This is a genomic window from Pyxidicoccus sp. MSG2 (assembly GCF_026626705.1).
Lineage (GTDB): Bacteria > Myxococcota > Myxococcia > Myxococcales > Myxococcaceae > Myxococcus.
Genome location: NZ_JAPNKC010000001.1, coordinates 10,931,505 through 10,955,782, shown reverse-complemented (window position 1 = coordinate 10,955,782; position 24,278 = coordinate 10,931,505). Strand labels below are relative to the sequence as shown.

General features: G+C 69.3%; 21 protein-coding genes. 12 read left to right on the top strand and 9 right to left on the bottom strand.

Annotated features, from left to right (window positions below; all coding sequences use genetic code 11):
- Positions 1–139: 139 nt before the first annotated feature.
- On the bottom strand, positions 140–1,876 hold the full coding sequence (locus OV427_RS42490) for a sigma 54-interacting transcriptional regulator (protein ID WP_267861945.1): 1,737 nt from the start codon (positions 1,874–1,876) through the stop codon (positions 140–142).
- A 147-nt stretch (positions 1,877–2,023) separates the two neighbouring features.
- Between OV427_RS42490 and OV427_RS42485 the strand changes: the two genes are divergently transcribed.
- The 3 genes from OV427_RS42485 to OV427_RS42475 all read left to right on the top strand — a co-directional run bounded on the left by OV427_RS42485 (position 2,024) and on the right by OV427_RS42475 (position 6,077).
- Entirely contained in the window at positions 2,024–2,740 is a 717-nt protein-coding gene (locus tag OV427_RS42485; RefSeq protein ID WP_267861944.1) for an alpha/beta hydrolase, read from the top strand.
- A gap of 173 nt (positions 2,741–2,913) precedes the next feature.
- Complete coding sequence (locus tag OV427_RS42480; protein WP_267861943.1) at positions 2,914–4,935, top strand: sulfatase-like hydrolase/transferase; 2,022 nt, start codon at positions 2,914–2,916, stop codon at positions 4,933–4,935.
- A gap of 104 nt (positions 4,936–5,039) precedes the next feature.
- Positions 5,040–6,077 (top strand): hypothetical protein, encoded by a 1,038-nt coding sequence (locus OV427_RS42475; RefSeq protein WP_267861942.1) that lies wholly within the window; start codon positions 5,040–5,042, stop codon positions 6,075–6,077.
- Positions 6,078–6,081: 4 nt separating this feature from the next.
- Here the strand turns inward: OV427_RS42475 and OV427_RS42470 are convergent, their stop codons facing one another.
- Complete coding sequence (locus OV427_RS42470; protein ID WP_267861941.1) at positions 6,082–6,489, bottom strand: hypothetical protein; 408 nt, start codon at positions 6,487–6,489, stop codon at positions 6,082–6,084.
- 211 nt (positions 6,490–6,700) lie between these two features.
- On the opposite strand from OV427_RS42470, the gene OV427_RS42465 reads away from it, so the two are divergent.
- The 3 genes from OV427_RS42465 (at position 6,701) to OV427_RS42455 (ending at position 11,311) form a co-directional block, all read left to right on the top strand.
- Positions 6,701–7,045, top strand: coding sequence for a hypothetical protein (locus OV427_RS42465; RefSeq protein WP_267861940.1), 345 nt, complete (start codon positions 6,701–6,703; stop codon positions 7,043–7,045).
- A 9-nt stretch (positions 7,046–7,054) separates the two neighbouring features.
- Positions 7,055–8,659: a hypothetical protein gene (locus OV427_RS42460; RefSeq protein WP_267861939.1), complete on the top strand. Its 1,605-nt coding sequence runs from the start codon at positions 7,055–7,057 to the stop codon at positions 8,657–8,659.
- 174 nt (positions 8,660–8,833) lie between these two features.
- On the top strand, positions 8,834–11,311 hold the full coding sequence (locus OV427_RS42455; protein WP_267861938.1) for a hypothetical protein: 2,478 nt from the start codon (positions 8,834–8,836) through the stop codon (positions 11,309–11,311).
- Positions 11,312–11,365: 54 nt separating this feature from the next.
- On the opposite strand, the gene OV427_RS42450 is transcribed toward OV427_RS42455, so the two are convergent.
- Both OV427_RS42450 and OV427_RS42445 read right to left on the bottom strand, forming a co-directional pair.
- Positions 11,366–13,996: a kelch repeat-containing protein gene (locus OV427_RS42450; RefSeq protein WP_267861937.1), complete on the bottom strand. Its 2,631-nt coding sequence runs from the start codon at positions 13,994–13,996 to the stop codon at positions 11,366–11,368.
- A gap of 318 nt (positions 13,997–14,314) precedes the next feature.
- Entirely contained in the window at positions 14,315–15,208 is an 894-nt protein-coding gene (locus tag OV427_RS42445; RefSeq protein WP_267863562.1) for an NmrA/HSCARG family protein, read from the bottom strand.
- A 122-nt stretch (positions 15,209–15,330) separates the two neighbouring features.
- Here OV427_RS42445 and OV427_RS42440 point away from each other — a divergent pair, with 122 nt between their 5' ends.
- On the top strand, positions 15,331–15,894 hold the full coding sequence (locus tag OV427_RS42440) for a TetR/AcrR family transcriptional regulator (RefSeq protein WP_267861936.1): 564 nt from the start codon (positions 15,331–15,333) through the stop codon (positions 15,892–15,894).
- 61 nt (positions 15,895–15,955) lie between these two features.
- On the opposite strand, the gene OV427_RS42435 is transcribed toward OV427_RS42440, so the two are convergent.
- Positions 15,956–16,246 (bottom strand): DUF6289 family protein, encoded by a 291-nt coding sequence (locus OV427_RS42435; RefSeq protein WP_267861935.1) that lies wholly within the window; start codon positions 16,244–16,246, stop codon positions 15,956–15,958.
- Between the two features lie 123 nt (positions 16,247–16,369).
- Entirely contained in the window at positions 16,370–16,552 is a 183-nt protein-coding gene (locus OV427_RS42430) for a hypothetical protein (RefSeq protein ID WP_267861934.1), read from the bottom strand.
- A gap of 154 nt (positions 16,553–16,706) precedes the next feature.
- On the opposite strand from OV427_RS42430, the gene OV427_RS42425 reads away from it, so the two are divergent.
- The 5 genes from OV427_RS42425 to OV427_RS42405 all read left to right on the top strand — a co-directional run bounded on the left by OV427_RS42425 (position 16,707) and on the right by OV427_RS42405 (position 21,046).
- On the top strand, positions 16,707–17,129 hold the full coding sequence (locus tag OV427_RS42425) for a hypothetical protein (RefSeq protein ID WP_267861933.1): 423 nt from the start codon (positions 16,707–16,709) through the stop codon (positions 17,127–17,129).
- Between the two features lie 7 nt (positions 17,130–17,136).
- The gene (locus OV427_RS42420; protein WP_267861932.1) at positions 17,137–17,532 is read left to right on the top strand and encodes a hypothetical protein; all 396 of its coding nucleotides are present in this window, start codon (positions 17,137–17,139) and stop codon (positions 17,530–17,532) included.
- Positions 17,533–17,833: 301 nt separating this feature from the next.
- Positions 17,834–19,480: an FG-GAP-like repeat-containing protein gene (locus OV427_RS42415; RefSeq protein WP_267861931.1), complete on the top strand. Its 1,647-nt coding sequence runs from the start codon at positions 17,834–17,836 to the stop codon at positions 19,478–19,480.
- 243 nt (positions 19,481–19,723) lie between these two features.
- Positions 19,724–19,951, top strand: a complete 228-nt coding sequence (locus OV427_RS42410) for a response regulator transcription factor (protein ID WP_267861930.1) — start codon at positions 19,724–19,726, stop codon at positions 19,949–19,951.
- 75 nt (positions 19,952–20,026) lie between these two features.
- Positions 20,027–21,046 carry a hypothetical protein gene (locus OV427_RS42405; protein WP_267861929.1) on the top strand — a complete coding sequence of 340 codons (1,020 nt, stop codon included), beginning with the start codon at positions 20,027–20,029 and terminating at the stop codon, positions 21,044–21,046.
- Between the two features lie 15 nt (positions 21,047–21,061).
- Here the strand turns inward: OV427_RS42405 and OV427_RS42400 are convergent, their stop codons facing one another.
- The 3 genes from OV427_RS42400 to OV427_RS42390 form a co-directional block, all read right to left on the bottom strand.
- Positions 21,062–22,366, bottom strand: a complete 1,305-nt coding sequence (locus tag OV427_RS42400; protein WP_267861928.1) for a hypothetical protein — start codon at positions 22,364–22,366, stop codon at positions 21,062–21,064.
- A 127-nt stretch (positions 22,367–22,493) separates the two neighbouring features.
- Complete coding sequence (locus OV427_RS42395) at positions 22,494–23,450, bottom strand: alpha/beta fold hydrolase (RefSeq protein WP_267861927.1); 957 nt, start codon at positions 23,448–23,450, stop codon at positions 22,494–22,496.
- A 4-nt stretch (positions 23,451–23,454) separates the two neighbouring features.
- Positions 23,455–24,237, bottom strand: coding sequence for a hypothetical protein (locus OV427_RS42390; protein ID WP_267861926.1), 783 nt, complete (start codon positions 24,235–24,237; stop codon positions 23,455–23,457).
- Positions 24,238–24,278 lie beyond the last annotated feature (41 nt).

Here is a 24,278-nt window from a genome sequence, read left to right as displayed (position 1 = left end):
TCCCCTCCTCGGGCCGAACCTGGATGTCGAGCGGGCAGCCGAGCACCGTCAGCAGCGCGAGCGGCACGAGGAACCACGGGGCGGAAGGACGCATGCGGGGGCCAGGAGTACTTCGGGTGGTGGGCACGAGGCCAGTCCGTCACTCCTCCTCGCCCAGGTGGCGGAACACCGAACGCAGACCGATGCCGAGCGCCTTCGCCGCCTCCTTCTTGCTGCCCCCGTTGCGAGCGATGGCCTCGCGCACGTAGCGCTGCACGAAGGCCTCGCGGGCCTCGTCCAGCGGCAGCAGGGGCGTCGGGTCCGCTTCGAGTTCCAGGTCCTCGACGCCGATGAGCTCTCCCGAAGCGAGGATGGCCGCGCGCCGCACCCGCGACACCAACTCGCGCACGTTGCCCGGGAAGGGATGGCCGCGCAGGGCCTCGGTGGCCTTCTGCGTGAAGCCCATCGCGCGCCGCCCCTCCTGCTTGAGCGCGTGGTGGGCGATGAGGAGCACGTCGTCGCCGCGCTCGCGCAGCGGTGGCACCTCGACGCGCACCTCGTCCAGCCGGTAGAGCAGGTCCTCGCGGAAGGTGCCCTGCGCGACGCGCGCCTTGAGGGGCTGGTGCGTGGCGGAGATGACGCGCATGTCGACCTTGCGCGGGCGACTCTCGCCCAGGCGCGTCACCTCGCGCTCCTGGACGACGCGCAGCAGCCGGGACTGGAGGACGAAGGGCATGTCGCCGATTTCGTCGAGGAAGAGCGTGCCGCCGTCCGCCGCCTCCACCAGCCCTGCCCGGTCCGTCCCCGCGCCCGAGAAGGCGCCGCGCGCATGGCCGAACAGCTCGCGCTCGATGAGGGACTCGGGCAGCGCCGCGCAGTTGATGGCGACCAGCCGCCCGCGCCGCCCGCTCCGCCGGTGGAGAGCCCTGGCCACCTCCTCCTTGCCCGTGCCCGTCTCGCCCTGGATGAGCACATGGAGGGACGTGGGCCCCAGGCGCTCCACATTCCGGTAGAGCTCGCGCATGGAGGGGGACTCACCGATGAGCCCCTCGAAGGTGGCCGCGGAGATGCGCTGCGTGAGGTTGTCCACGCGCGTGCGCAGCTCGGTCAGCTCGTGCGAGGTGGCCAGCAGCAGCGCGGCCAGCGAGGAGAGGGCCATCGCCTCTTCCAGGTGCACGGCGGAGAACGGAGCGTTCCCCAGGCGCCGGCCCAGGTAGACGGCGCGCAGGGGCGCGGAGCCCACGCGCAGGGGGAGCACCAGCGCGGAGGTGAGACGCAGGGCCACGACGCTGGGCGCACCGGCGAGCGCCGCGTCCGAGGCCACATCCTGCACGAGCACGGGCGTGCCCGAGGCCACCACCTGATTCACCAGGCTGTCCACCACCGCGGCCTCGGGCACCGGGCCGGTGGCACACAGCACCTGGCGCTGCTCCCCTTCCACCGACACGAGGAAGCCCACGTCGGCGCCCGTCACCTCCGCGAGCCCGCGCATCGTCACCTCCAGCAGCTCCGCGGCGGGACGCTGCACGAGGAGCCGCGAGGCGAAGCCCGTCAGCACGGCCAGGAGCTGTCCACCCGGTGCTGGCGCGGACGCGGCACGAGGCACCGCCTGCGCATCGTCGGAGCGGACCAGGGTGAGCGTGGCCCGTCCCAGGACGAAGGCCTCACCCGGGGACAGCGGAGAGACGTCCACGCGCTTGCCGCGCACACGCACGTCACAGCCCTTGCTGGCGGCGGACACCGTCCAGCCGCGCTCGTCGCGGAAGAGCAGGGCATGGCTGGGCTTCAGCCCGGACTCCGTGACGACGACGTCACAGGCGGGGTCCGAGCCCACGGACACCACGGGCTTCTCCAGCGCGACGTGGCGGCCATCCGGCAGGGTCAGCAGAAATGGCATGCGGCGAAGAGTCAAAGCATGACTGGCCTCCGTGCCCAAGCCGGGCAACGGCCGCGCCTCCGACTCCCGCCTGCGCGTATCCTCCGGGCCCCATTCCCGTCTGGAGGTTCCACCCTGAAGCGCATTGGCCTCGCTGCTCCCTTCGTGATGATGACGCTGTCGCTGGCGTGCGCGGGCCCTCGGGCGGGGGCCACGGCGGCGGACACGTCGCAGCAGCTCGTCCACGAGACGTACACCCTCGGTGGCGAGCAGCCCGAAGCGCTGCTCGTCGCCCTGCACTACTCCGGGAGCACGCCCGCTTTCTGGAACGAGTACGTGAAGGACTGGGGCGCTCCTGTCCGCGTGCTGCTCCCCCAGGGGCCGCTACCGCGCAGGGAGGGCTTCACCTGGTTCGCCCCCGGTCACGAGCAGAAGGACGAAGCCGCGAAGCTCGCGGACGTGGAGCAGATGGCCGCGCGCGTCGCGGACCTCATCCGAGAAGTACGGCGCGCCCATCCCGAGCTTCGTCACGTCGGCGTGACGGGGTTCTCGTACGGAGGGGACCTGGCGTGGTTCCTCGCCATCCGCTACCCGGAGCTGGTCGACGTCGCCGTGCCCATGGGCTCGCGCCTGCTCGGAGACCCCACGCGGGCCCTGCCCGCGACAAGCCGCGTGCGGGTGCTCCAGGGCGAAGCCGACGCAATAATCGATGCGCGGAAGACCGTGGAGCGCGTGGAGGCGCTGAAGGCGGGAGGCGTGCCCATCGACCTGCGCACCTACCCGGGCCTCGGACATGACGTGTCTCCGGAGCTCATCGAGGACTGGCGCGCGTTCCTGCGACAGGGGCTGAGCGGCACGGCCGCGGTGCAGTCCAGGCGGGACTGACCTCCGCACCCCACCCCGCTCCTCTTCCCGGGGCAAATCCAGACACATCGCGGCATGGATTGCAGATGCAGGTGAGGTACGGGGCTCCTCGCGGAAGCGCGCGGCGCGGGCGTATGCTCCTCACGCCGCACGTTCCCGCTGGAGTAGTGCCCCGCCCTGGAGGCTCCGTCCCCATGCGTCACAAGCCCGCCACACCTCCCAAGAACCTCCTGGTCATCATGGTCGACCAGATGCGGTTCCCCCGCTTCCCCTACGGTCCGGAGGGAGGCTTCGCGGAGCCCCTCAAGGAGCTGCTCGGCTTCCAGCCCCTGCGTGAGGACAACCCCTACGCGTCGATGTTCCCGGGCTTCGTGAAGCTGCAGCGGCACGGCGTCGTGCTGCGCAACCACACCATCGCCTCCTCGGCCTGTATTCCCAGCCGTACGGCCATCATGACGGGGCAGTACGGCACGCGGACGGGCGTCACGCAGACGGATGGCCTGTTCAAGAGCGGCGACGCCGCCGCGTTTCCCTGGCTGCGGCCCGACGGCATCCCCACGCTGGGCCACTGGTTCCGCGCCGCCGGCTACCGCACGCACTACTTCGGCAAGTGGCACGTGTCGAATCCGCCGGAGCGCTCACTCATGCGCTACGGCTTCGAGGACTGGGAGCTCAGCTACCCCGAGCCGCATGGCTCCAGCCCCAACAACCTGGCCTTCTACCGGGACTTCGGTTGCGCCGACCTGGCCTGCACCTTCCTGAGGCGCAAGGCCCTGGCGCTCGGCGTCGACAGGGTCCAGGCCGCTGCCACCGACAGGGCGCCCCTGCAGCCCTCGCCTCCCTCACAGCAGGCCCCGTGGATGGCGGTGGTGTCCTTCGCCAATCCCCACGACATCGCCACCTACCCTGCCCTGCCGCGCACCCTGGACCCCGACGCGCCGCCAGCGGGTCCGCTGCCCATCCCCTCGAAGCACACGCTGTCCACCGCGCCCGCGGGCGGCACCTTCCGCTACCCGCTCAACCCGGCCGGCCTGGACGCGACGTGCGCCCGGCCACCGCCCCCGGCCGCGATGCCCCTCGGGCCCGACAAGCCGTCCTGCCAGCTCGACTACTCCTACAAGGTCGGGCTCGGGCTCGCCGCGAAGACGGGCATGGGCGCGCTGCGGGGACTCGTGGCGGCCGGCAAGACGCCCGCGAATCCCGAGGCCGTCGCGCTCGGCGTCACGCTCGCCTCCAACATCCCCTTCCAGCTGACGGTGAACCCGGAGGCCTCCGTCGCCGCCTTCGTGCAGTACTACGCGTACCTGCACCAGGTGGTGGATGGGCACATCGCCCGCGTGCTCGAGACGCTCGAGGAGGTGGGCCTGCACGAGGACACCCTGGTCGTCTTCATGTCGGACCACGGCGAGTACGGCGGTGCCCACGGCATGATGATGGAGAAGTGGCACGCGGCCTATCAGGAGGCGCTGCACGTGCCCGTGGTGTTCCGTCACCCCTCCCTCAACTCGGACCTGGCACCCCGGCAGGTCGAGGCGCTGACGAGCCACGTCGACATGGTGCCCACGCTCCTGGGCCTCATGGGCGTCCAGGGCAAGGACCTGGAAATGGCCCGCGAGCAGCTGCGCCTGCAGCGGGTGGTGCCTCCGTTCGTGGGCACCGACCTGACGCCGGTGGTGAAGGGCGAGGACAGCGTGGTCCGCGAGCCGGACGGCTCGGAGCGGGCGGGTGTGCTCTTCGCCACGGACGACGAAATCACCGAACCGCTTCCGCCGGATGGGGACCCGCACTCCATCCAGGACCTGGAGAACTACGCCTTCTTCTGCAAGGTCGTGGAGGTGCTGCGCACCGGAGCGGACGGGAAGCTGCCCCCGGGCAGGCAGGTGCCCGAGTTGGCACCGGGACCGGTGCGCCAGCCGAACCACATCCGCTGCGTGCGAAGCGGCACCTGGAAGCTGGCGCGCTACTTCGACCCTCACGGCGTGGAGGCCGACCAGTGGGAGTTGTACGACCTGCAGACGGACCCGCTGGAGTCCCACAACCTGCTGGCCGTCAACGGCCCCTTCCCGGCGCTGGCGCCCACGGTGCCGCCCCAGCGCCAGGCAGAGGTCGCGGAGAAGGCGGCGACGCTCGGCGCCCTGCTCGAGCGCTACGAGCAGGAGAAGCTGGCTCCGTGGCCCGGGACCTCGCGCGGCAGGGTCGCGAGCGCCGTCGGGTGAGCGGCGTCTCGCGTTAGAAGGCCTCGTCCAGGAGTTGCGGCAATTCTTCGCGCAACTTCTGGACGCCTCCCGGGTTCACGAGGGTTTCCCGGAGGAATCACCGCATGAAGCGACACGGAAGGACGAAGCGCGGCTCGGCGTGTGGGCTGTTGGTGCTGGGCCTCATCGGCTGTGGGGCCACGGAGGACGCCCTCGAACCCAGCGCGGACGCACCCCAGGGCACGTCCCGTGCGGCCCTCACGGTGTACGAACAGGCCGCGTTGGATACGGCCAACAACTCGGCGAGCTGCCAGCCGCTCGGGAACTTCTACTGGGAGATTGGCAATGGCGCGGGGTTGCTCTACGGCATCCCGCGAGGCAGCGGAGTGTCGGCCACGACGGTGATGCCCATCGCGTCCGCGAGCAAGTGGCTGTACGTGGGTGCCTACGTGCAGTCCAAGGGGTACGCGAACCTCAGCACGGACGAGAAGAAGCGGCTCAACTTCACCAGCGGCTACATCGACGAGAACACCACCTTGTGTGGGGACGCCGGGACGACCGTCTCGACTTGCTACGGACCCACCTACAAGAACGTCTCCTACCGCCCGCTCCAGAATGGCCGGTACTTCTACAACGGCGGGCACATGCAGAAGCTGGCCCTGGACGACATCGGCGCGCGGAAGGGCACGGGCCTGTTGAGCGTCATGGATTGGATCAACGCCCAGTTGGGCACCACGCTGCCGGAGTCCGACAGCGACGTCGCCGTGGCCGGGGGCTTCTCAGGCAGCGCGGCGCACTACCGCGTCTTCCTGATGAAGCTGATCAACAACCAGTATGAGCTGTCCTCCAAGCTGACCGTGGACTCCGTTCCAGCGTGGCCGGGCGGCCCCGACGTGTCCTACACGCCATGGTCGGCGGCGGGCCAGGCGTACTACGGGCTCGGACACTGGATTGAAGGTGAGACGCTCAGTGGCGTGTGGACAGTGACGGGCCACTCCTCGGCGGGGGCGTTCGGCTTCTATCCCTGGGTGAACGCCGCCAGGAACCGGTACATGCTCCTGGCCCGCAGTCGCCAGCTCGGCGGGGATGAGGAGGGCGAGAAGTCACGCGCCTGTGCCCAGACCATCCGCAAGGCCTACGAGCTGGGCGTGGCGCAGCCGTAGCCGCTCACATGCGGCTGAACCGGAAGTTCTGACCGTTGTTGTTGTTCCACGTCCGGTTTGCATACGCGTCGTCCACGTACACCGCGTACTCCACCGGCGCGCTGTCACTCACATACAAGGTGGGCGTGCGCCAGAGCTCATCCTGAGACCCGTAGGCGTTGGACTGGTTGTACTGCCAGGTCAGGTCGACCTGGTGAGTCGTGTTCCAGTTGTCATTCGTGTACACGATGCCCACCGAGTGGCCCGGTGCCACGGGCCACACCCCCACCTTCACCGTGAGGTAGTACGAGTAGTAGCTCCCCCCGCTCGAGGTCGCCTGGGTCTCCGCCACCCAGACCTCCTCCGCCGCGGCCAGGGTGGGCAGCAGCAGGACGGACAGCACCGACAGCAGCTTCGCAAGACGCTTCGTCATGGGACTCCCTCTCACGTTCGATGTGCCTCCATCGTGAGAAGGACCTCACGGGCACGTCAAGGTGCCCATTGGAGAAAGCGCCCCTCGAGCTGACGGTGCGCCACCGCGCTCATCTGGCGGGGGCGTTTGACTCGCCGGGCCACTCCCCCGTCTACTCGTGGACGTGGCGCCCTTCTGGCGCCCGCGTTCACCTCATGAGGGGGAGCACACCATGGGACTCAAGGCCGCCATCCAGGAACTCGGCAATCAGGTGAATGACCTCAGCAAGCTGGAGGTCGTCACGTATACGGGCAAGGTGGACGTCGCCATCAACGCGGCGGGCGCCATCGACTGGGATGGGCTGAAGAAGGGCGCGAAGACGAACGGCGACGTGAAGCTGGTCGCGGCCACCCAGCTCAACTTCGACGGGGACAGCTACACCTTCCAGACGAACGAGGACCTGCCGCGCATCGCCGAGCTGCTGGCGCTGCACCAGCAGGCCATCACCAGCAGCCTCCAGGCGCGCAAGGCCATCACCGACTTCTTCGCCGACTCCATCAAGAACCTGGTGAAGTAGTCCGCCGCCATGCCCCCGTCACCGGAGCTGGACACGCTCAAGCTCGCGTTCCCGGGGGTGCCGAAGCTGCCCGCCGCCACGCAGGGCGTCCAGCTCCAGGTGGGCGCGGATGGGCTGGAGGATGCCGCGCTGCTGGAGGAGAACCTCCGCCGGCTCGAGGCCGCGGCGGGGCTGGCCCCGCTGCCCCCGTCCGTGGTCCCGGGACAGGCCCAGGAGGAGTACGAGCTGCGCGTCCGCGCGGTGCGCACGCGCCTGGACAGCCTGGGCTATGACGACGTGGGGGACCTCGATAGCGGGAAGATGGACGTCAAGCTCCTCAAGGCACTGCACCGCTTCCGGCAGGAGGCGGGGCTGCTCAGGAACGTGGGAATCGACCCGCCCACCTGGGACGCGCTCCAGGAGCTCGTCGCGCTGGAGCAGCCCTTCAAGGTGGACCGTTGGGTGTCCCCCGAGGGCAGGCTCAACCCCGTGCTGACGCGGGCCATGCAGCTCCGGCTCACGGTGCTCGGGATGCGGGACAACAAGCGCGTGGACAGCACGGTGGACCAGTACACGACCATCCCTCTCAGCCGTTTCCGCGCCGTCGTCTCCATGCTGGGGTTGGCGGACACGGCCAGCCTCAAGGAGAAGGGGCTCCAGAACCTCAGCAAGGACAGGGAGCTCATCGCGTTGCTGTTCGACCATGACGTGCAGCTGGACGCCGTGGCCGAGGGCGGGGAGGCGGTCAAGGATGCGCTCGAGGAGGGCCTGGAGCTGAACGAGCGGCCCGAGTGGCACGCGACGAAGCGCTACCTGCTGCGGCTCGTTCGCGCCGAGCTGTGGCTCAACGGCTACCCCACTGGCGACATCCGCAAGCCCGTACAGGAGAAGCCCATGCGGGAGTCGCTCCAGGTGCACTGGCGACACGTGGCTCCCACGCCGCTGTCCGAAAGCGCGCTGCGCCAGCTCACGGACCGGCTGCGGCTCGAAACCCTCCAGGAGTTCTCGCGCCAGCAGCGCGAGCCCGAGGTGTCGCCCGAGGAGCTGGCCGCCTTCGTGAAGGCCAACGAGCCCGCGCTGCAGGACTACTGGACGCGTGACGTGCCCAACTCCGGGTTCTTCCTCTGGGACGGGCTCCGCCGCGCCGCGCGGTGGCTGGGGTGCCAGGTGAAGCGGCTGGCCGAGGGCCTGGTGGACCTGGTGCGGCGGGGCGTCGACTACGCCGTCACGCTGGTGAAGAACGTCTTCCGCGCGCTCTTCCAGAAGGCCAACGAGGTGCTGACCACCATCCGCAAGGCGGCCACCGCCTTCGTGGATGGCGTCGGCCTCTACCTGAAGGGCGAGCTGCGCGAGGGCACGCCGAACACCCTCGCGGCCTGCCGCTTCCGGCCGGACGGCGACGCGGACCTGCTGGTGCTGGGCGACGGCGGCATCGACGCCGCGAAGGGGGTGCTGAAGCGGATGGAGCGGGTGGGGCTCGCGCTCCAGCTCGCCGCGTCCGTGCTGTCCCTGGTGATAGGGCTGGTGGCCTCGGCGGCCCGGGGACTCATCGGCTGGATTTCCCTCATCGCCCAGCTCGTCCGAATCGGGCCGCGGCTGCGCGACCAGGTCCTCGCGCTCGCGGCGCTGGCGTGAGGGCCTGAGGCTGGAATCACGCCTGCTCGGTGATGACACGGATGATGTGGTGCTGTACTTCACGGTGGACTGAGCGGGCGGCGCGGTCTGGTATAGCTTCCCCCGCCCATTGCTGGAATGAGGGGACCCCAGCCCGCCATGCCGTATCCCAGGTCTGTCCGTGTGTTGTCGTGCTTGCTGTTCGTCGCCCTGTCGCTCGCGGCGGGCTGCAAGGACGAGCGCCGCCCCTATTACCCGGAATGCAGCCGGCTCACCTGCCCCGAAGGTGAGGCGTGTCAGGACCTCACCGGCGTCGTCCCCACCTGCGTCTCGAATCCCGCCCAGACGCTGGTGCGGATTGCGCTTCCCGCCAGCTTCATCCCGCTGCCGACCACCGGCGATCCGGTCGAGGGCACCACCCTCGAGTCAGACCTATTCCACGCGAGCAGCGTCTACTTCGACTTCGAGGCCACGGGGCAACACCTCTACCAGCTGACCGGCACGTGCCGGGACATGTCCGGCTGCAGCGTGTTTGTGGCGGATGCGGAGGGCCTGTCCTTCCATGAGGCCTCTTCGCATGGCTCCAACGGCGTCGAGCAGTTCGATGTCCGCTTCCGGCCCGTTCGCGCGGGGCGCTACATCATCGCGCTGGCACCCCACAGTGGGGAGTCCGCGGGCCACTACTCGCTCCAGCTCCAGCCCCTGCCGGACGACCATGGCGACCTCGCGGAGTCGGCCACGCCCATCAGCGGAGATGACGCCACCTTCGAGGGCGTCCTCCAGGCCACGTCGGACCGCGACGTCTTCGCCTTCCACGCGGAGGCGGGGCAGCGGCTCGTGGTGGCCTGCACCCAGGAGGGCGGTGGCGGAGCCTACCTCCAGCGGACCGTCTCCAGCGCCTCGGGGGAGCTCCTGATGGAAGGAGCGCAGGTGGACTCCACCTACCTGACGGCCGAGTCCGGGCCCCACCTCATCACCCTGTCCACCCCTTCGCTGGAGGACGGGCCCTTCAATCTCCAGTACCGCTGCCGCTTGCGGAACGTCACCGATGACGACCACGGCGACACGGCGGCGGAGGCGACTCCGCTGGGAACCTCTGCCCTGGAGGAGGGCTGGTTCCAGGCGCCTGACGATGTCGACGTCTTCCAGGCGGAGCTCTCCCCGAAGGCCTACTACCTGCTGGGCTGCGAGGCCCCGGCGGGCCGGCAGTGCACGGTCCGCGTCGTCGCGCCCTCGGGCGCGGTGCTGCAGCAATTCACCACCTCCGACCCGGCCGTCTACGTCCCCACCGAGGCCGGGGTACACAGCGTGGAGCTCCGCGGCAGCGGGGTCCATGACTACCGGCTCCGGTTCAATCTGGGCGACGTGGACGAACATGGGGACACCCCTGAGCAGGCCACCCCGATTCAGGCCGGGTCCGTCCTCCAGGGCGAGTTCCATGGGCCCGGCGACGTGGACGTCTTCGCCTTCGACGCCCTGGTGGCACACGGCTACCGCTTCACCTGCACCAGTCGCGCCGGTGCCGCCTACCCGCTGGCCCTGGTGATGCGGAGCGCGGACGGAGCGGTCGTCTCCTCCCCGCCCAACCACACGCCCGCGGAGATGCTGGCTTCGGCGGCGGGGCGCTACACCGTCCAGGTCCAGGGCCTGACTCGCGCGCTCGCGCCCCACCCCTACTCCTGCACGCTGGAAGACCGCGGACCGGATGTCCACGGCGACATCCTGGCGCAGGCCACGCCCATCACCCTCCCGGTGAAGCTCGGTGGGCGCGTGGAGACGTCGCAGGACGCGGACGTCTTCTCCTTCACCGCCGAGGCCGGGCAGTTCATCCTCGCCCGGCTGGGTGTTCCCCCGTCGGACGCCTTGCGGGACGAAGTGCGGCTCCTGGACGCAAGCGGGCAGGTGCTGGCGAGCGCCCGCACTCCGTCCGCGCTGATCTCCCACCGCCTGGCGACGTCCGGCACCTTCTTCCTCGAGGTGCGGGGCGCCGCCAACGACTTCACCTTCGAGGCGGAGAACCTGGGCTTCGACGACCACGGAGACACGCTGGAGACCGCAACGCCATTGACGCAGGGAGTGACGGTCAGCGGCCGGGGACAGGGCACCCAGGACCGGGACGTCTTCTCCCTGCCAGCGGAGCCGGGGCGGTTCTACCGGTTCGTCTGCGTGCCCGAGGTGGGCAACAACATCGGCCTTTGCAACGTCACCCTGCTGAATGGACACCGGATGGGCTGGGACGTGAAGTCCCCCCTGCCGCACGACTTCATCTTCGACGTCTCGGCCTCCGGCACGGTGGGCCTCGCCATCGACGGGCTCGAGACGTACACGATCCGGCTGGAGGAGGTGGTGCTCGACGACCATTCGTGGCAGGCCGCGCAGGCCACGCCGCTCACGCTCGGCAGCGCCATGGCGGGAGTCTTCGAGGCGGCCATCGACGAGGACGTCTTCGTCGTCACGCTCCAGCAGGGTGTGGAGTACCGCCTGCGGCTGGACACGACCTTCACCATCCGGTACTCGGCGGTGGACGCGCTCACGGGGCTCCCCGTTCCCTCGCCCCTCGGCACCACGCTCAGGCCACAGACCACCGGGCCGGTCCTCATCCGCGTGTTGCCTGCCGCCCTGGACGGTTCCCTGCGCCTCGGTCCCTACGAGCTGCGTGTCGACAGCTTGTAGTTCAGTCGAGGGGTGAGATTCGGAGAGGGCCTCGGCAGCCGCGGCTCCGTCCCATCAGGGCGCGGGCCGCCCGGCGCGGAGGTCGGCGAGATAGATTTCACCGCTCGGAGAGCCGGAGAAGGTGAAGCGCACGCCACGCACCGACGTCAGTGGCACGCCGGTGAAGCTGCTGAGCGGGATGCGGACCGTCTGGAGCAAGGCGAGGTACTTCAGCAGCGGAACCATGGCAGCGCCGACGGGCTCGGTCAGCCTTGCCCGGAACAGCATCGGCACCCGGTTCGACAGCGCCCCACCCGGCCCCACCAGCTGCACCTCGAACCAGGTCGGGAAGGTGCTGCTGTTCAGCGCCGACTCGGGCACGCGCTCGACGCGGAAGTCCAGCGTGGAGAAGCCGCTCAGGTTGATACCCGTGCCGGGGGACGAGAAGTGGGACTGGAAGTACGTGCCCGTGCCGGCCGCGGACCAGCCGATGCGCGCGAACCGGAGGCCCGGGTCTCCGAAATAGGGCCCCGGGTGGACGAACATGCCGGGCTGGCCCGTTATCGGGATGTGCGTGAGGGTGATGTTGGCGCTGGCATTGGCGGCGCCACTCATGTTCGTGCCCGTGGGCCTGGAGAAGTTCTCCAGCTCCCGGCTGTAGGTCGGGCTTGCCGCGTCGATGTAGCCACGGTCGATGCGCGGCCACTCCGACTCGCGGAACGTCGCCGGATCGAACAGCCCGGCGAGCGTGGCATCCGGTGCGGGGCCGAGCGTACCGAGCGCGAAGGCGACGAGCGCGCGCACCGCCGTCTGGCGCTGGACCACCGAGCCCATCGCGGCAGGCTCGAAGAGGGCTGGGTGGCCGCTGCATCCGAGGCTCTCGGACTGCTGCCACTCGGTGTTGTAGAAGTTGTGGTTCGCGCCCCACACGGCGTAGGTCGCCTTGAACTTCGGGTTGCTCTCGGGCGAGGCCGTCTGCTTCATCAGGAGCCGGTCGAACATCGCCACCGAGGTGTAGCCGCCGTCGCGGTCGCACATGGGGATGAGGAGCACGCTCGCCGTGTTGCGAGGCTCGCGGCGCTGGTAGTCGCTGTCCGCGTCGACCGCGCCAATGGAGAAGAGGCCCTTCACCGTCACGGGCTCGGCGAGCCCGGACCAGCCCGGTAGCTGGTCCCTCACGTAGAAGGAAATCGGGCCGCCACGTGAGTGGCCAACCAGGATGACATTCGAGAAGTCGAGCTGCCCGGCCAGGCTCACTCCCAACGAGGCCGGTGTGGGCTCGAGCCCGGCGTGCCAGCGCGTGAGCTTCACCAGGTGCTGAAGCACCAGCGGGCCGACAAACAGCGCATCGTCGGCGTCGGAGTCGGGGAGCTGGAAGAGGCGGTTCCAGTTCACGGACAGCGAGAGGATGCCCCGGCGAGCGAGTTCATTGGCGAGGTAGCCGTAGCCCGCGTGGTTCGGGACCTCGGTGTAGCCGGGTGGGCAGGCCCCGGTGACGAACCCCTTGTCATCGACTCGCGGGTTCGAGCCCGTGCCACAGGGCGGGTGGCGGCCGTGGATGAAGACCACCAGCGGATAGCGCCTGCCTGGGGTGAGCGTCTCCGGACGGTACAGGCGGGCCTGGTACTGCACCTGCTGGAACGTCGTGACACGCGGGTCGGTCTCGAGCGGGAACTGGTACTCGCTGCTGGTGACGGGACAGAAGGTGCCCCCCGAGAGGGAGGCGATGGGCCGCTTGCCGCCCAGGTTCTTGCCGCCGGAGAGCAGCACCTGGTCATTCGCAAGGCGGACCGCGCTCGGGTTCGCGAGCGGCTCGGACAGGCTCGCGCCAGGGCTCCAGGTGCCCTGGAGCGGATGGAACACTTCGCTGGTGGCCCAGATATCCCCTGTGCGATCTCCGACGCCGGCGGCGACCAGCACCGAGCCGTCCCCCTGGAGCACGGCCACATGCTCCCGCCGAGGCGTGGACAGGCTGCCCGTCTCGCTCCAGACATGACTCCCCGGGTCGTAGAGCTCCGCGCGCGGGGTGACGCCGGAGGAGGTCATTCCACCGGCAAGGAGCACGCGGCCGTCCAGGAGCCTCGTCGCGGTGTGGCCGGTGCGCCCGGTGACGACAGGCGTACGGGCAGTGCCAAAGGAGTTGGTGGCCGGATCATAGAGTTCGCTCTGGGAGCCGGAGGAGGCGTCGCCACCCGTGACGAGGACGCGCCCGTCCTCGAGCGCGGTGGCCGTGTGCCAGTCCGGGCGCGCCCGGAGCATCATCCCCGTTGGCGTCCACGTCCCCGTGGCGGGGTCATACACCTCGGCGCTTCGCGGCGTCGCGGGGTCGAGGTTCTGGCTGGTCCCGCCGATGACGAGGACACGCCCATCCGCGAGCACGGCCGCGGCGGCTCCGGCGCGCGAGCGCCCGAGCGGTGCGATGGAGGACCAGGTGTTCGTGGCGGGGTCATGGCGCACGGCGGAGGACGTGATGGCGTCCGTGCCATCGAAGCCGCCAGCGACCAGCACCTTTCCGTCCGGGAGGAGGACGGCGACGTGGGACCAGCGCGGAGAAGGGAGGGACGCGACGCTGGTCCAGGCACCCGTGCCGGGGTCGTAGCGGTCGACGGCGGCCGTCGCGGTGCCATCACCGTAGAGGCCGCCCACGGCCAGGACGCGCCCGTCGGCGAGCGCGGTGAGGGTATGCGCCTCACGCGCCTGGGTCATCGAGCCAGTTGCCGTCCATCCAGGCGTGTCCGTGCAAGCTGGCGCGCCCGGCGGGCCCTTTTCCCAGGGAGGGGGCTCCTCGGGCATGCAGGCCATGGCCAGCAAGGCTCCGGCGCAGAGCGTGACGCGGAACAACCTTGAGGCATGGTCGAACACGGTCTCCCCTCGCTTTGCCAGATCCCGGGTCGTGGAGGCCACCTGACTGTCGCTCCTGGCAGAAGAAGAACGTACGAGGCCGGGTTCATTCGACCGCCAGGGCCCGTGCAGGGACGCGGCTCCGTGGAGCGGACCGGGGACGCGTATGCCACGCGGAGCGAGCTAGGCCGCGAAGCGGGCCCGGATCTCCGCCGCGCCCCCGCGCTCCAGCCACGTATCGAACGTGAGGAGCTCCGGCGAAAGCCGCCGCAGCGCCGGGACGTCCGCGTTCCCGACCGCAATCCCTTCATCGACAAGCTCGACGAGGCGGCGCAAGAGCGCGCTCTGCGCCAGGAACTCGGGAGGGAACTGCGCGTAGGAGATGGACTCGTGGGTGGCCCGGCCAATCTTCTCCGCCAGTTCGTTCCCGGTGAGCTCGTCCCCCGCGAGCTCCAGGGTGGTTCCGGCGTGCGCGCGGGGCTCCGCGAACACCCGGGCGACGAGCACGCCGATGTCGTCGCTCGCGATGAACTGCATCGTGCGGTCCGGCCGCACGAAGAACCGGAGTGCGCGCTGCGCCAGTCCGAAATGCGGCTCGAGCAGGAGCTCCATGAACGCCGACGGCCGCACGATGGTCGCGCGGAGGCCGCTCGCGCGGACGTGTTCCTCGATCCTCCACTTGCTTTCGAAGTGGCCCACACCCGTGCCGGGGCGCAGGCCCGCCATCGACGTGTAGACGAAGTGCTCGACGCCCGCGGCCTTCGCCGCCTCCACGACACCCACTCCGAAGCGGAACTCGTCGTCGTCACTGACGCCGTACTGCGGCTGACCCGAGCTCGGCTGGATGCTGAAGACACCGTACGCACCCACGAGCGCGCGGTCGAGCGACGCGCGGTCCCCCAGGTCACCGCGCACCAGCTCCACACCCTTCCCTTCCAGCGCCCGGGCCTTCGCGCTCGAAGGGTCTCGCACGAGCGCGCGGACGCTCCAGCCGTCCTTGCGCAACGCGCGCGCCGTCGCGCCCCCCTGTTGTCCCGTCGCTCCAAGCACCAGCACGCGTTTGCCCTGGGTCGCCATCACGGCCTGCCTTTCTTTCAATAAACGGAGGGTTGCTCCGTTTAAATACGGAGCTATGCTCCGTTTTTCAAGTGGCAGCGAAGCTCCCGAGAAATGCGTCGGACGACAAGACAGGCGGCGCCATGCGCGCGGACGCGAGGCGCAATCGCGACCGGCTGCTCGCGGCGGCCGACGCCGTGTTCTCCGAGCGCGGCGCGGACGCGTCGCTCAATGACTTGGCGAAGCGGGCGGAGGTCGGCATTGGAACGCTCTACCGACACTTCCCGACGCGCGAGGCGCTCCTCGGTGCGACGTGCGACGAGCGGTTCCTGACGCTCGCGAAGCACAGCCGCGAGCGCTCGGCGTCCTTGTCCGCGCTGGAAGCCCTGCGCGTGTTCCTGGAGGAGCTCGTGCACTACGCGGGCATCTACCAGGGGCTCGCGGCGTCACTGGGCATCGTCCTGCGAAGTGGCACCGAGGGGTGTCACGCGACGACCGCAGAGGGACAGCGCCTGCTGGAAGCAGCGCAGCGCGCGGACGAGGTTCGCGGCGACATCCGCCTGGACGATGTGGTGTGCATGGCGATGGCGATTTCGCTCTCCGCCGCGCAGGACTCGTCGGGAACGAAGCGCATTCCACGCCTCACCGAGATGTTCATCGACGGGTTGCGCCCCCCACGCGATGCGCGTGGCACACGCCACCGCTGACCCCGGCGCCGCGCCGTCCGCGAGCACCGGGACCCTCGGACACGGAAAGACTCAGCCCCGCCTACGGGCAGATGAAAGACGTATCCGTATAGTAGGGAGTCACCTGGCCCGACTGCGTGACGTACCCATTGCAGTCGTAGTGCCAGGCCCCCACCCAGGTCGTCTTGGCCGCGCTGCTGTAGTAGGTCCTGTGCTGGCCATACCGCGTGCCCCCACCGGGCTCCTCTTGCCGCTGTTCCACCGTACTCACCGCGGCCGCGGGCTCCCCTTCCCCTGACTCCTGGGTGGCCGGTCCACCGCAAGCGCTGACAACCAACGCGGACAGCCCAACGACCCAACGGGACAGCGTCATGGCGTGCTCCTTGTGGGGAGTATCGGTGTTGCACCTGCAATGATAACAAATCCCCTCACCAGCGACAGGTACCCCAGCTGTCCTTCGGCGGGTGGCCCGAGCCCCGAGTCATAGCGAAGCCCCTCAGCGTGAAGCGTCCTCCAGCGCCCGGGCCGCGGACTGGTGCACTCCGAGCGAGCGCGCGTAGCCCCCGGGGTCCACCGCTCCGGCCGAGGTCGCTCCGCCGACGAGGTCCACCCGAGTGAGCAGACCACACCCGGGGGCCTCACCCGCGCAGAGACGGGCCGCCCGGGGCAGCGCGGTCATGTGACACGGCTCTGGGCGCATAGCTACGCGTTCTGATTTGCGGTTGCAGACCCCAGCAAGTTGCCCGTGAAGAATCGCAGCAAAGCTATCGCCATCCTCGCAAAACGTGTATTATCCTCAATCGCTGCAAACACCATGACGCGGAGACTCATCCATGAAGTGTCTCAAGGGCTGGTTGCTGATCGTTCCCCTGCTGGCGGGTGTGGGTGCGCAGGCCGAGGAGCCAACTCCGCAGGCTGCACCTGACCAGGGGAAGTGCGACGGAAAGACCGTCACGGACGTCACCGAGCCTCAGCTCAAGGCCTGGCTGGAGCGTGGGAATGTTCGATACGAGCAGCTTGGCGAGGTGGAGACACGTCAGTCCTTGAGGCAGCCCAAGGTCTCCACGGCGCGGTACCTGGTGACGGATGACCAGGGCAACCAGTTGCAGGTCTCCGTGGAGTGCACACTCACGTGCTCTGGCTTGAGCTGCAGTCCCAGTGGCTGCGATGCCTGGAGTGGAGGCTGTTCTTCCTACTCATGCTTCGGTTCCGGATGCACTGGCGGTTCCTGCTCGAAGAAGTCGACTGCGGAGTAATCCTGCCATGCTGCGCCTCAAGAACTGGTTGCTGATCATCCCCCTGCTGGTGGGCGCAGGCGCGTGGGCCGAGCCCGGACAGTGTGACGGCAAGACCGTCACGGATGCCACCGAGCCTCGGCTCAAGGTCTGGCTGGAACGCGGGAACGTCCGATACGAGCAGCTCGGCGAGGTAGAGACACGCCAATCCTTGAGACAGCAGAAGGTCTCAACGGCGCGATACCTGGTGACGGATGACCAGGGCAGCCAGTTGCAGGTCGCCGTGGAGTGCACGCTCACATGCTCTGGCCTGAGCTGCGGCGGCACGGGCTGCGACGCCTTCGGCGGAACCTGTTCGTCATACAGCTGCTCCGGTACGAACTGCACAGGCGGCTCCTGCACGAAGAAATCGACGGCGGAGTAATGCACGGGACGCTGCGACGGCTACTGAGGCCTCAGCGCGGCGTCCACGTGCTCCCGCTCGCCATGCCGACGAGTCCCGCCACGCTCCTGCGCTGAGCCGTTCACACGGAACTGGCTCCGGGCAAAGCCCAAGAGCCGGTCGGGCCTTCCATCCGGCTGGAGCCGACCGGCGCCAAGGTGACGCGCGAGCTGACGCTCCGCCGTCACGCATTGTTCATATTCTACTTATGCAAGGAGTACTTGTTTTTCTGCTTATCTCGCTTCCAGGCCGGACCGTCCCGGTCCAGACAAGCGAGAGCCCCGTGCGGAGAACTTCGACCTGTAAAGCCCTGCCGTTCCTCCTGGCGTTCTCGGGAGCCCTCCTCATCGCGGGATGTGGCCCCGGCGAGCAAGCCGCTCCCTCCGCTTCACAGGAGTCGTCCGTCGCGACGGACTCGAGTGAGCTCTACGTGGACAACACGTCGCTCTGGAGCTCTCCGACCATCAGCGTCTGCTGGGAGAACCCGACGGCCGCGAACGCCACCGAGCGCGGCTGGGTGCAGAGTGCGACGGAAAGCACCTGGGGGAGTGTCTCGGCGGTCGACTTCATCGGCTGGGGCACGTGCACCTCGACCTCCAGCGGCATCCGCATCCTGATTGCGGACACGGGGCCTCACGTGAAGCAGCTCGGCAGGCGGCTGAATGGCTTCATCAACGGTATGGAGCTCAACTTCACCTTCGCCAACTGGAGCCCGTCCTGCCAGTCCCAGCGGGAGTACTGCATCCGCACCATCGCGGTGCACGAGTTTGGCCATGCGCTCGGCTTCGCTCACGAGCACAACCGCCCGGACCGGCCGTCCACCTGCACCGAGCCGCCGCAGGGCTCCAATGGCAACCTGATGATTGGCGCCTGGGACCTCCAGTCGGTGATGAACTACTGCAACCCGAACTGGAACGGGAACGGGCAGCTGAGCGCGACTGACATCGCGGGCGTCATCCAACTCTACGGCGACGCGCTGTGGATCCGTGACTTCGGCTACGGCGCCGGAGGCTGGCGCGTGGATCACCACCCGCGCACCGCCGCGGACCTCAACGGCGATGGTCGCGCCGACATCATCGGCTTCAGCTACGCGGGTGTGCGCGTCGCGCTGTCCACCGGCACCGGCTTTGCCCCATCCCAGTTCTGGCTGGCGGACTTCGGCTACGACCAGACCTGGCGCGTGGAGTACCACCCGCGCACCGCCGCGGACGTCAACGGTGACGGCCGCGCCGACATCGTCGGCTTCGGCCACCCGGGCGTGTACGTCGCGCTGTCCACCGGCACCGGTTTCGCCCCGACGCGGCTCTGGCTGGCGGACTTCGGCTACGACCAGACCTGGCGCGTGGAGCAGCACGTACGCACCCTGGCGGACGTCAACGGTGATGGCCGCGCCGACATCGTCGGCTTCGGCCACGCGGGGGTGCGGGTCGCGCTGTCCACCGGCACCGGCTTTGCCCCATCCCAGCTCTGGCTGGCGGACTTCGGCTACGACCAGACCTGGCGCGTGGAGCAGCACGTACGCACCCTGGCGGACGTCAACGGTGATGGCCGCGCCGACATCGTCGGCTTCAGCCACGCGGGGGTGCGGGTCGCGCTGTCCACCGGCACCGGCTTTGCCCCGTCCCAGCTGTGGCTGGCGGACTTCGGCTTCGACCAGAGCTGGCGTGTGGAGCAGCACCCGCGCACCGCCGCGGACGTCAATGGTGATGGCCGCGCCGACATCATCGGCTTCAGCCATGGGGGTGTGCGGGTCGCGCTGTCCACCGGCACCGGCTTTGCCCCGTCCCAGTTGCGGCTGGCGGACTTTGGCTACAACGCCGGAGGCTGGCGCGTGGAGTACCACCCGCGCACCGCCGCGGACATCAACGGCGACGGCCGTGCCGACATCATCGGCTTTGGCCACGCAGGCGTGTACCCGCACCTGTACTGAGGCCTGGCGTGAACGGCTAGAACTGCTCCAACGCCTGCTATTTCACCTGGTGAATGCGGGGCGGCTCCGCCAACTGACGGGGCCGCCCGGTGCTCAGGGGCCTCCGAGCGCGTCCGGCCTCAGGTCCGCGCCCGCCCGGGCCAGGTAGGCCACCACCTCGACATCTCCCAGACGCCCCGGGTCTCCCTTACTGAATGCGCGGCATTGCTCAGCGTACCGGTGCCCACCGGGGATGAAGCCCTGATGGGGCAGATCGCGCCACGCGAACGCCAAACACTCGAGCTGCTCCTGCACGGGCTCAGCGACAAGGAAATCGCGGCCCGGCTCGAGATCAGCCGCTTCACCGTGAACCACTACACGAAGTCCATCTACCGCCGCTTCGGCGTCCAGACCCGGACGGCGCTCATCTCGCGGTTGCTCGACCGCCAGGGAAGGGCCACGGCCCCCAGGACACGGCGGCCCGTGTCCTGAGACGCGCCGGCCCGGAGGCAGTAGGGTCTGGCGCACGCGTCGCTCGCATCCCGCACCCTGGCGATGGACGCGGGCATGCTGCGAGCCAAGGAGAATCCCAAGATGCATGCACCTCGGCCGCTCGGTGAGTTCCAGTTCGGCGAGTTCGTCGCCGGCTTCTGGCTCTTCCTCCATCAGCGCCACGTCCACCTCGGCGTGTTCGACCGCGATCGCCACAAGTACCGCAGCACCTTGACGTTCGCGCGCCTCGAAGCCGATGGGCTGGCCACACCCTTGCGGCGCATCGAGAACGAGGAGTCGAGCATTCGTGCTGTCGATGCGCGTGTCGTCGGTCCGGACATGCGCTTCGTGGTCGAGCTCAATCTGGGCGTTCCGCTGCAGCTGACCCGCACGGCCCTAGAACCCTTGCTCGATCCCGCCGGGCCGACGACGACGTTCAGTCCCGCTCGTCCGGTCGGTCCCTGGCCGCAACTGGACGCGCGCATCCAGCTCGGCATCGGTGAGCAGTGGAACGTGGCGGACAGCCTGGGGCCGAAGCAATGGTTGTTCAATCCACGCTTCTCGCCGGGCGCTCCGACGGCATCGATGAGCGTCAACACCGCCGATGGTCAGACCCTGCTGCTGACCGAGGAGGGCGCGCCAGCCGGCCTGCTGTCCGACGCGGCGCTGCCACAGTGGTGGGACCGCCCTGCGCTGCGCGTCGTCGCGTTTCAACGCATGGCCACGCCCTACCGGCCGTTCTGGGCGCTGTCGCGTTATTCAGCACCGAAGCTGATTCCCCCCAGCGAACTGTGGGTGGTCGACGCCAGCACCGCGCCGCGCAATCTCTCGGCCGAATGCAAGCTTGGCTCGGTGATCGGCTTCGCACTCGCGGATGGCCCGCGCGGCGAGCCCTGGCTGCTGGCGCTGACACGCGCCAGGGCCGGCGTGATGATCAGTGCGCTGGCACGCACCGCCACGGGCTGGGCGCTGGTCCACGAATGGCCCGTCGACGCACTCGCGACGCGTATCGTGGCCCTGTGGCACGACGACGCCTGGCACATCGTGCTGGGACATGGCGAGCCGGCCACCTCGCTGCATTACCTGCGTCGATGACCGGCACCCGAACGTTCAGGGGATCGGCGGCGGCCCGGCGCTCGCGTCCGGTCCCACGTCCACCAGGGTGAGCTGGAAGGAGCGATCCGCGGGCTCCAGCGGCTTCAGCTCGAGGAAGAGCGGGCCTGTGGCCTCCGGCTGGAACGTCAGCGCCCGGGTGTTGGCGTTCCTCAAGCTCCGCCCCAGGAGGTCCAGCACCTGCGCGCCCCAGAAGCCCTGGGGCTCCGTGAGCAGGCTGTAGACGTGGCCCTCCTCTCCGGTGAAGGAAAACACGTCCCGGTCCTCGTCCGACTGGAGCACCACGCGCACGGGGACGCCGGGGGCCAGGGGCGTGGCGCCGGCCGGCCAGTCCGAGTGTTCGTCCACGCCCAGGTCCTCGAACCCACAGGTGCTCGTCGCCAGGAAGGGAACGTCCTGGGCACGCACCTCCACGAAGTAGTCATCCTCCACCGGCGCCTCCATACCCACGGCCACCAGCACTCCATCCCTACCGCTGGCCTCGTCCACCAACTCGCCCGAGGCCGCAAGGAGCCGGAGTGCCAGGGTTTCCGACTCCGGCACGGGGGAGCGGCGTGGCCGCTCGCAGTGGAAGCGATAGCCGTGGAGCCGGGCGGCGCGGAAGGTGAAGAGGTCCCGGTCCTCCTGAAACGCGTGCGTCACGGTGAAGGGCCGCGGGGGGACGTCCTGGAGCGGGGTGGCCTCCGCGAAGGTGTCACCATGGTCGTCCCGGCCCAGGTCCGTGAGTTGGTACATGTACGTGCCCGTCTCCCCGTTGCCGAAGACCTCCACGTACCAGGTGCCCGCGTCCAGGCTGGCGACCCGCGCGGCGGTCCGCAAGCCGTCCCGGACGAAGGTGTCGAGGAAGCCGACGACCACCCTCCCCGAGGCGTCCAGCAGGCGCACGCCGCCGGACCTGAGCTGCGTGCTCTCGAACTGGAAGGCGTAGACGTGCCGCGCCTCGGAGGTGAAGGCGAAGAGGTCCAGGTCCACCTGGCCTTCCCGCCGGCTGGCGCTGATGCGCCCCTCCACGGGCCCCACCGGCGGGAGTAGCACCGTGGCGTCCCCGGGTGAGCCGCCGTGGTCATCGGGCTGCTCGAAGCTGGCCACCTGGCACGGCATCCCGGCGGTCCGCTCCCAGTCGCCGCAGCGGCACATGGGCTGGCCCGCGTTGGAAAAGCACTGGCCCGCCGTGCACCGCAGGCCCTCGCAGGCGGCGGCATCGTCGGGCACCTCCACCGTGGGAGCACATGCGGACAGCGCCAGCAGGCACGGCAGGAACACGCTCGCGTCCACCACGGCGTTCCGCGGGGTCCTTCGCATGACGGCAGGTCCCTTTCGTGGAGGCGGGCCTCCCGGCTCCCGCGCTGAGCGGTTTACGAATTCACGCGTCACATGTCCGTGCCGCTCGCGTCACAAGGCGAACAGCTGTGCGGTGCGTGAAACCCGGTCAGGCGGGCAGCTGTTTCAAGAAGGCCAGCAGCGCGGCGTTCACTTCAGCGGCGCGCTCCTGCTGAATCCAGTGGCCCGCGCCGGGGATGACGCGCACCTCTTTGAGATTGGGCACCAACGGCTTCATCAGGTCGACCGGGGCGAAGGCGCGCCCCGGGTCCTGCTCTCCGATGATGAAGAGCGCGGGCTGCTCGATTCTCGCCGTCGCGAGCTCGGGCAATTCCTCCCAGTCGCGGTCCATGTTGCGATAGCGATTGAGCCCCCCACGGAAACCGCTGCTGGTGAGCTCCGTCACGGCGTACGCGAGGTCGTCCTCCGTGAGCCAGTCCGGCAGCGTGCCAGGAGCGACGGTGCCCGTGAGGAAGCCGTCGCCCTGCTTCCTGCCGCGCACGACCTCGGCCGTCGTATCGAAGCCGGGGACACCGGCAAGAATCGTGCGCATCGTCCTCGGGATGTCCGCTTCGAGCTCCGCCTCGGCGACGCCGGGCTCCTGGAAGTAGAGGATGTAGAACCACTTCTCCCCGAACGCCGCCTTGAAGAGCTGCGTCGGCGGCATCGGCGGGCGGCCGAGGTGTGGGACGCTCATCCCGACGACGGCGCGATAGCGGTCCGGGTGGAGCGCGGCGCTGTTCCACGCCATCGCAGCACCCCAGTCGTGGCCGACGATGACGGCGGTCTTCTCGCCGAGGACATCGAGCAGGCCCGTGAAGTCGGCGAGCAGCGTCTTCATGCTGTACGCCTCGACGGCCCACGGCTTGTCGCTCCGACCGTAGCCCCGAACGTCGGGTGCCACGGCGTGGTAGCCGGCGGCGGCGAGCGCGGACAGCTGGTGGCGCCACGAGTACCAGGACTCCGGCCAGCCGTGGAGGAGCAACACGAGGGGCCCTTCACCCGCCTCGGCGAGGTGGAGGTGGATGCCGTTCGTCTCGACGGTGCGGTGCCTGATGTCAGACATGGAGTCACGGCCCTCCGAAGCTGGAGGTGGCCGTGCCGGCGTTGCCTCCCGCCAGGGGTTTGTAGGGGAAGTAGAGGTTGCGCACGAAGCGGGTGAAGAGGTGCTCTTCGTTCCAGCGCTGGCGTGCCATGCCGTACACGCCGGGGGCGCGCAGGTCATGGGCCGAGACGCCCGTGACGAACTCCCGCTCGCTGTAGATGGCGAAGACCTCGTCGATGGCGGCGCGGTTGCGGTAGGTGCGCAGCATCGTGCGATAGACGAGCTCGCTCTCCTCCTGGGTGAAGGCGAGCCCCTGGATGGCATGCGCCATCTCGTGGAAGACAAGGTACTGCTCCGTGTCCAGCTTGTCCTGCCGGAGCGCGATGCGCGCCCGGGCCCAGTCCGGGTGGTCCCAGAACAGCCCCGCGGCCTGCGGTGACACCGCCCTGGGATAGCCATACTTCACCAGGGAATGGCCGGGCGGGATGAGCTCGAGCGTGAGCGGGCGCGCGGCTTCCAGTCGGGCGATGAGCTGGAGGTTGCCGGAGAGTTGCCGCGTGATTTCGTCCTGCACCCGCTGCACCTGCGCGGCGGGGGCGCCGTACGTCTTGAGCTCCAGCTTCGCCTTCACGTACGCGCGAGCGCGGGTGGCTCCCTCCGCGGGAGGACGGCCGCCGCGCACCTCGAAGACATCACCTCCGGCCAGGAGGGTGAAGGCGCTCAGCGGCTGCTTGCGGCCGACGTCCGCCGCGAGGGGTGTGACGTCCGGCGTCGAGCCGTCCAGGAGTTCGTAACGCTCTGGTTGCATGGCGGTCCTGCGTCGCAGGGTAGCACCCGCCAGGGGCCCCG

Coding starts and splice junctions, on each gene's coding strand:
- OV427_RS42490 (WP_267861945.1), bottom strand. CDS start 1,876: ATGCCATTTCTGCTGACCCTGCCGGATGGCCGCCACGTCGCGCTGGAG.
- OV427_RS42425 (WP_267861933.1), top strand. CDS start 16,707: ATGAAGTGTCTCAAGGGCTGGTTGCTGATCGTTCCCCTGCTGGCGGGT.
- OV427_RS42395 (WP_267861927.1), bottom strand. CDS start 23,450: ATGTCTGACATCAGGCACCGCACCGTCGAGACGAACGGCATCCACCTC.
- OV427_RS42410 (WP_267861930.1), top strand. CDS start 19,724: ATGGGGCAGATCGCGCCACGCGAACGCCAAACACTCGAGCTGCTCCTG.
- OV427_RS42475 (WP_267861942.1), top strand. CDS start 5,040: ATGAAGCGACACGGAAGGACGAAGCGCGGCTCGGCGTGTGGGCTGTTG.
- OV427_RS42465 (WP_267861940.1), top strand. CDS start 6,701: ATGGGACTCAAGGCCGCCATCCAGGAACTCGGCAATCAGGTGAATGAC.
- OV427_RS42445 (WP_267863562.1), bottom strand. CDS start 15,208: ATGGCGACCCAGGGCAAACGCGTGCTGGTGCTTGGAGCGACGGGACAA.
- OV427_RS42405 (WP_267861929.1), top strand. CDS start 20,027: ATGCTGCGAGCCAAGGAGAATCCCAAGATGCATGCACCTCGGCCGCTC.
- OV427_RS42460 (WP_267861939.1), top strand. CDS start 7,055: ATGCCCCCGTCACCGGAGCTGGACACGCTCAAGCTCGCGTTCCCGGGG.
- OV427_RS42435 (WP_267861935.1), bottom strand. CDS start 16,246: ATGACGCTGTCCCGTTGGGTCGTTGGGCTGTCCGCGTTGGTTGTCAGC.
- OV427_RS42450 (WP_267861937.1), bottom strand. CDS start 13,996: ATGACCCAGGCGCGTGAGGCGCATACCCTCACCGCGCTCGCCGACGGG.
- OV427_RS42430 (WP_267861934.1), bottom strand. CDS start 16,552: ATGACCGCGCTGCCCCGGGCGGCCCGTCTCTGCGCGGGTGAGGCCCCC.
- OV427_RS42400 (WP_267861928.1), bottom strand. CDS start 22,366: ATGCGAAGGACCCCGCGGAACGCCGTGGTGGACGCGAGCGTGTTCCTG.
- OV427_RS42480 (WP_267861943.1), top strand. CDS start 2,914: ATGCGTCACAAGCCCGCCACACCTCCCAAGAACCTCCTGGTCATCATG.
- OV427_RS42440 (WP_267861936.1), top strand. CDS start 15,331: ATGCGCGCGGACGCGAGGCGCAATCGCGACCGGCTGCTCGCGGCGGCC.
- OV427_RS42390 (WP_267861926.1), bottom strand. CDS start 24,237: ATGCAACCAGAGCGTTACGAACTCCTGGACGGCTCGACGCCGGACGTC.
- OV427_RS42420 (WP_267861932.1), top strand. CDS start 17,137: ATGCTGCGCCTCAAGAACTGGTTGCTGATCATCCCCCTGCTGGTGGGC.
- OV427_RS42485 (WP_267861944.1), top strand. CDS start 2,024: ATGATGACGCTGTCGCTGGCGTGCGCGGGCCCTCGGGCGGGGGCCACG.
- OV427_RS42470 (WP_267861941.1), bottom strand. CDS start 6,489: ATGACGAAGCGTCTTGCGAAGCTGCTGTCGGTGCTGTCCGTCCTGCTG.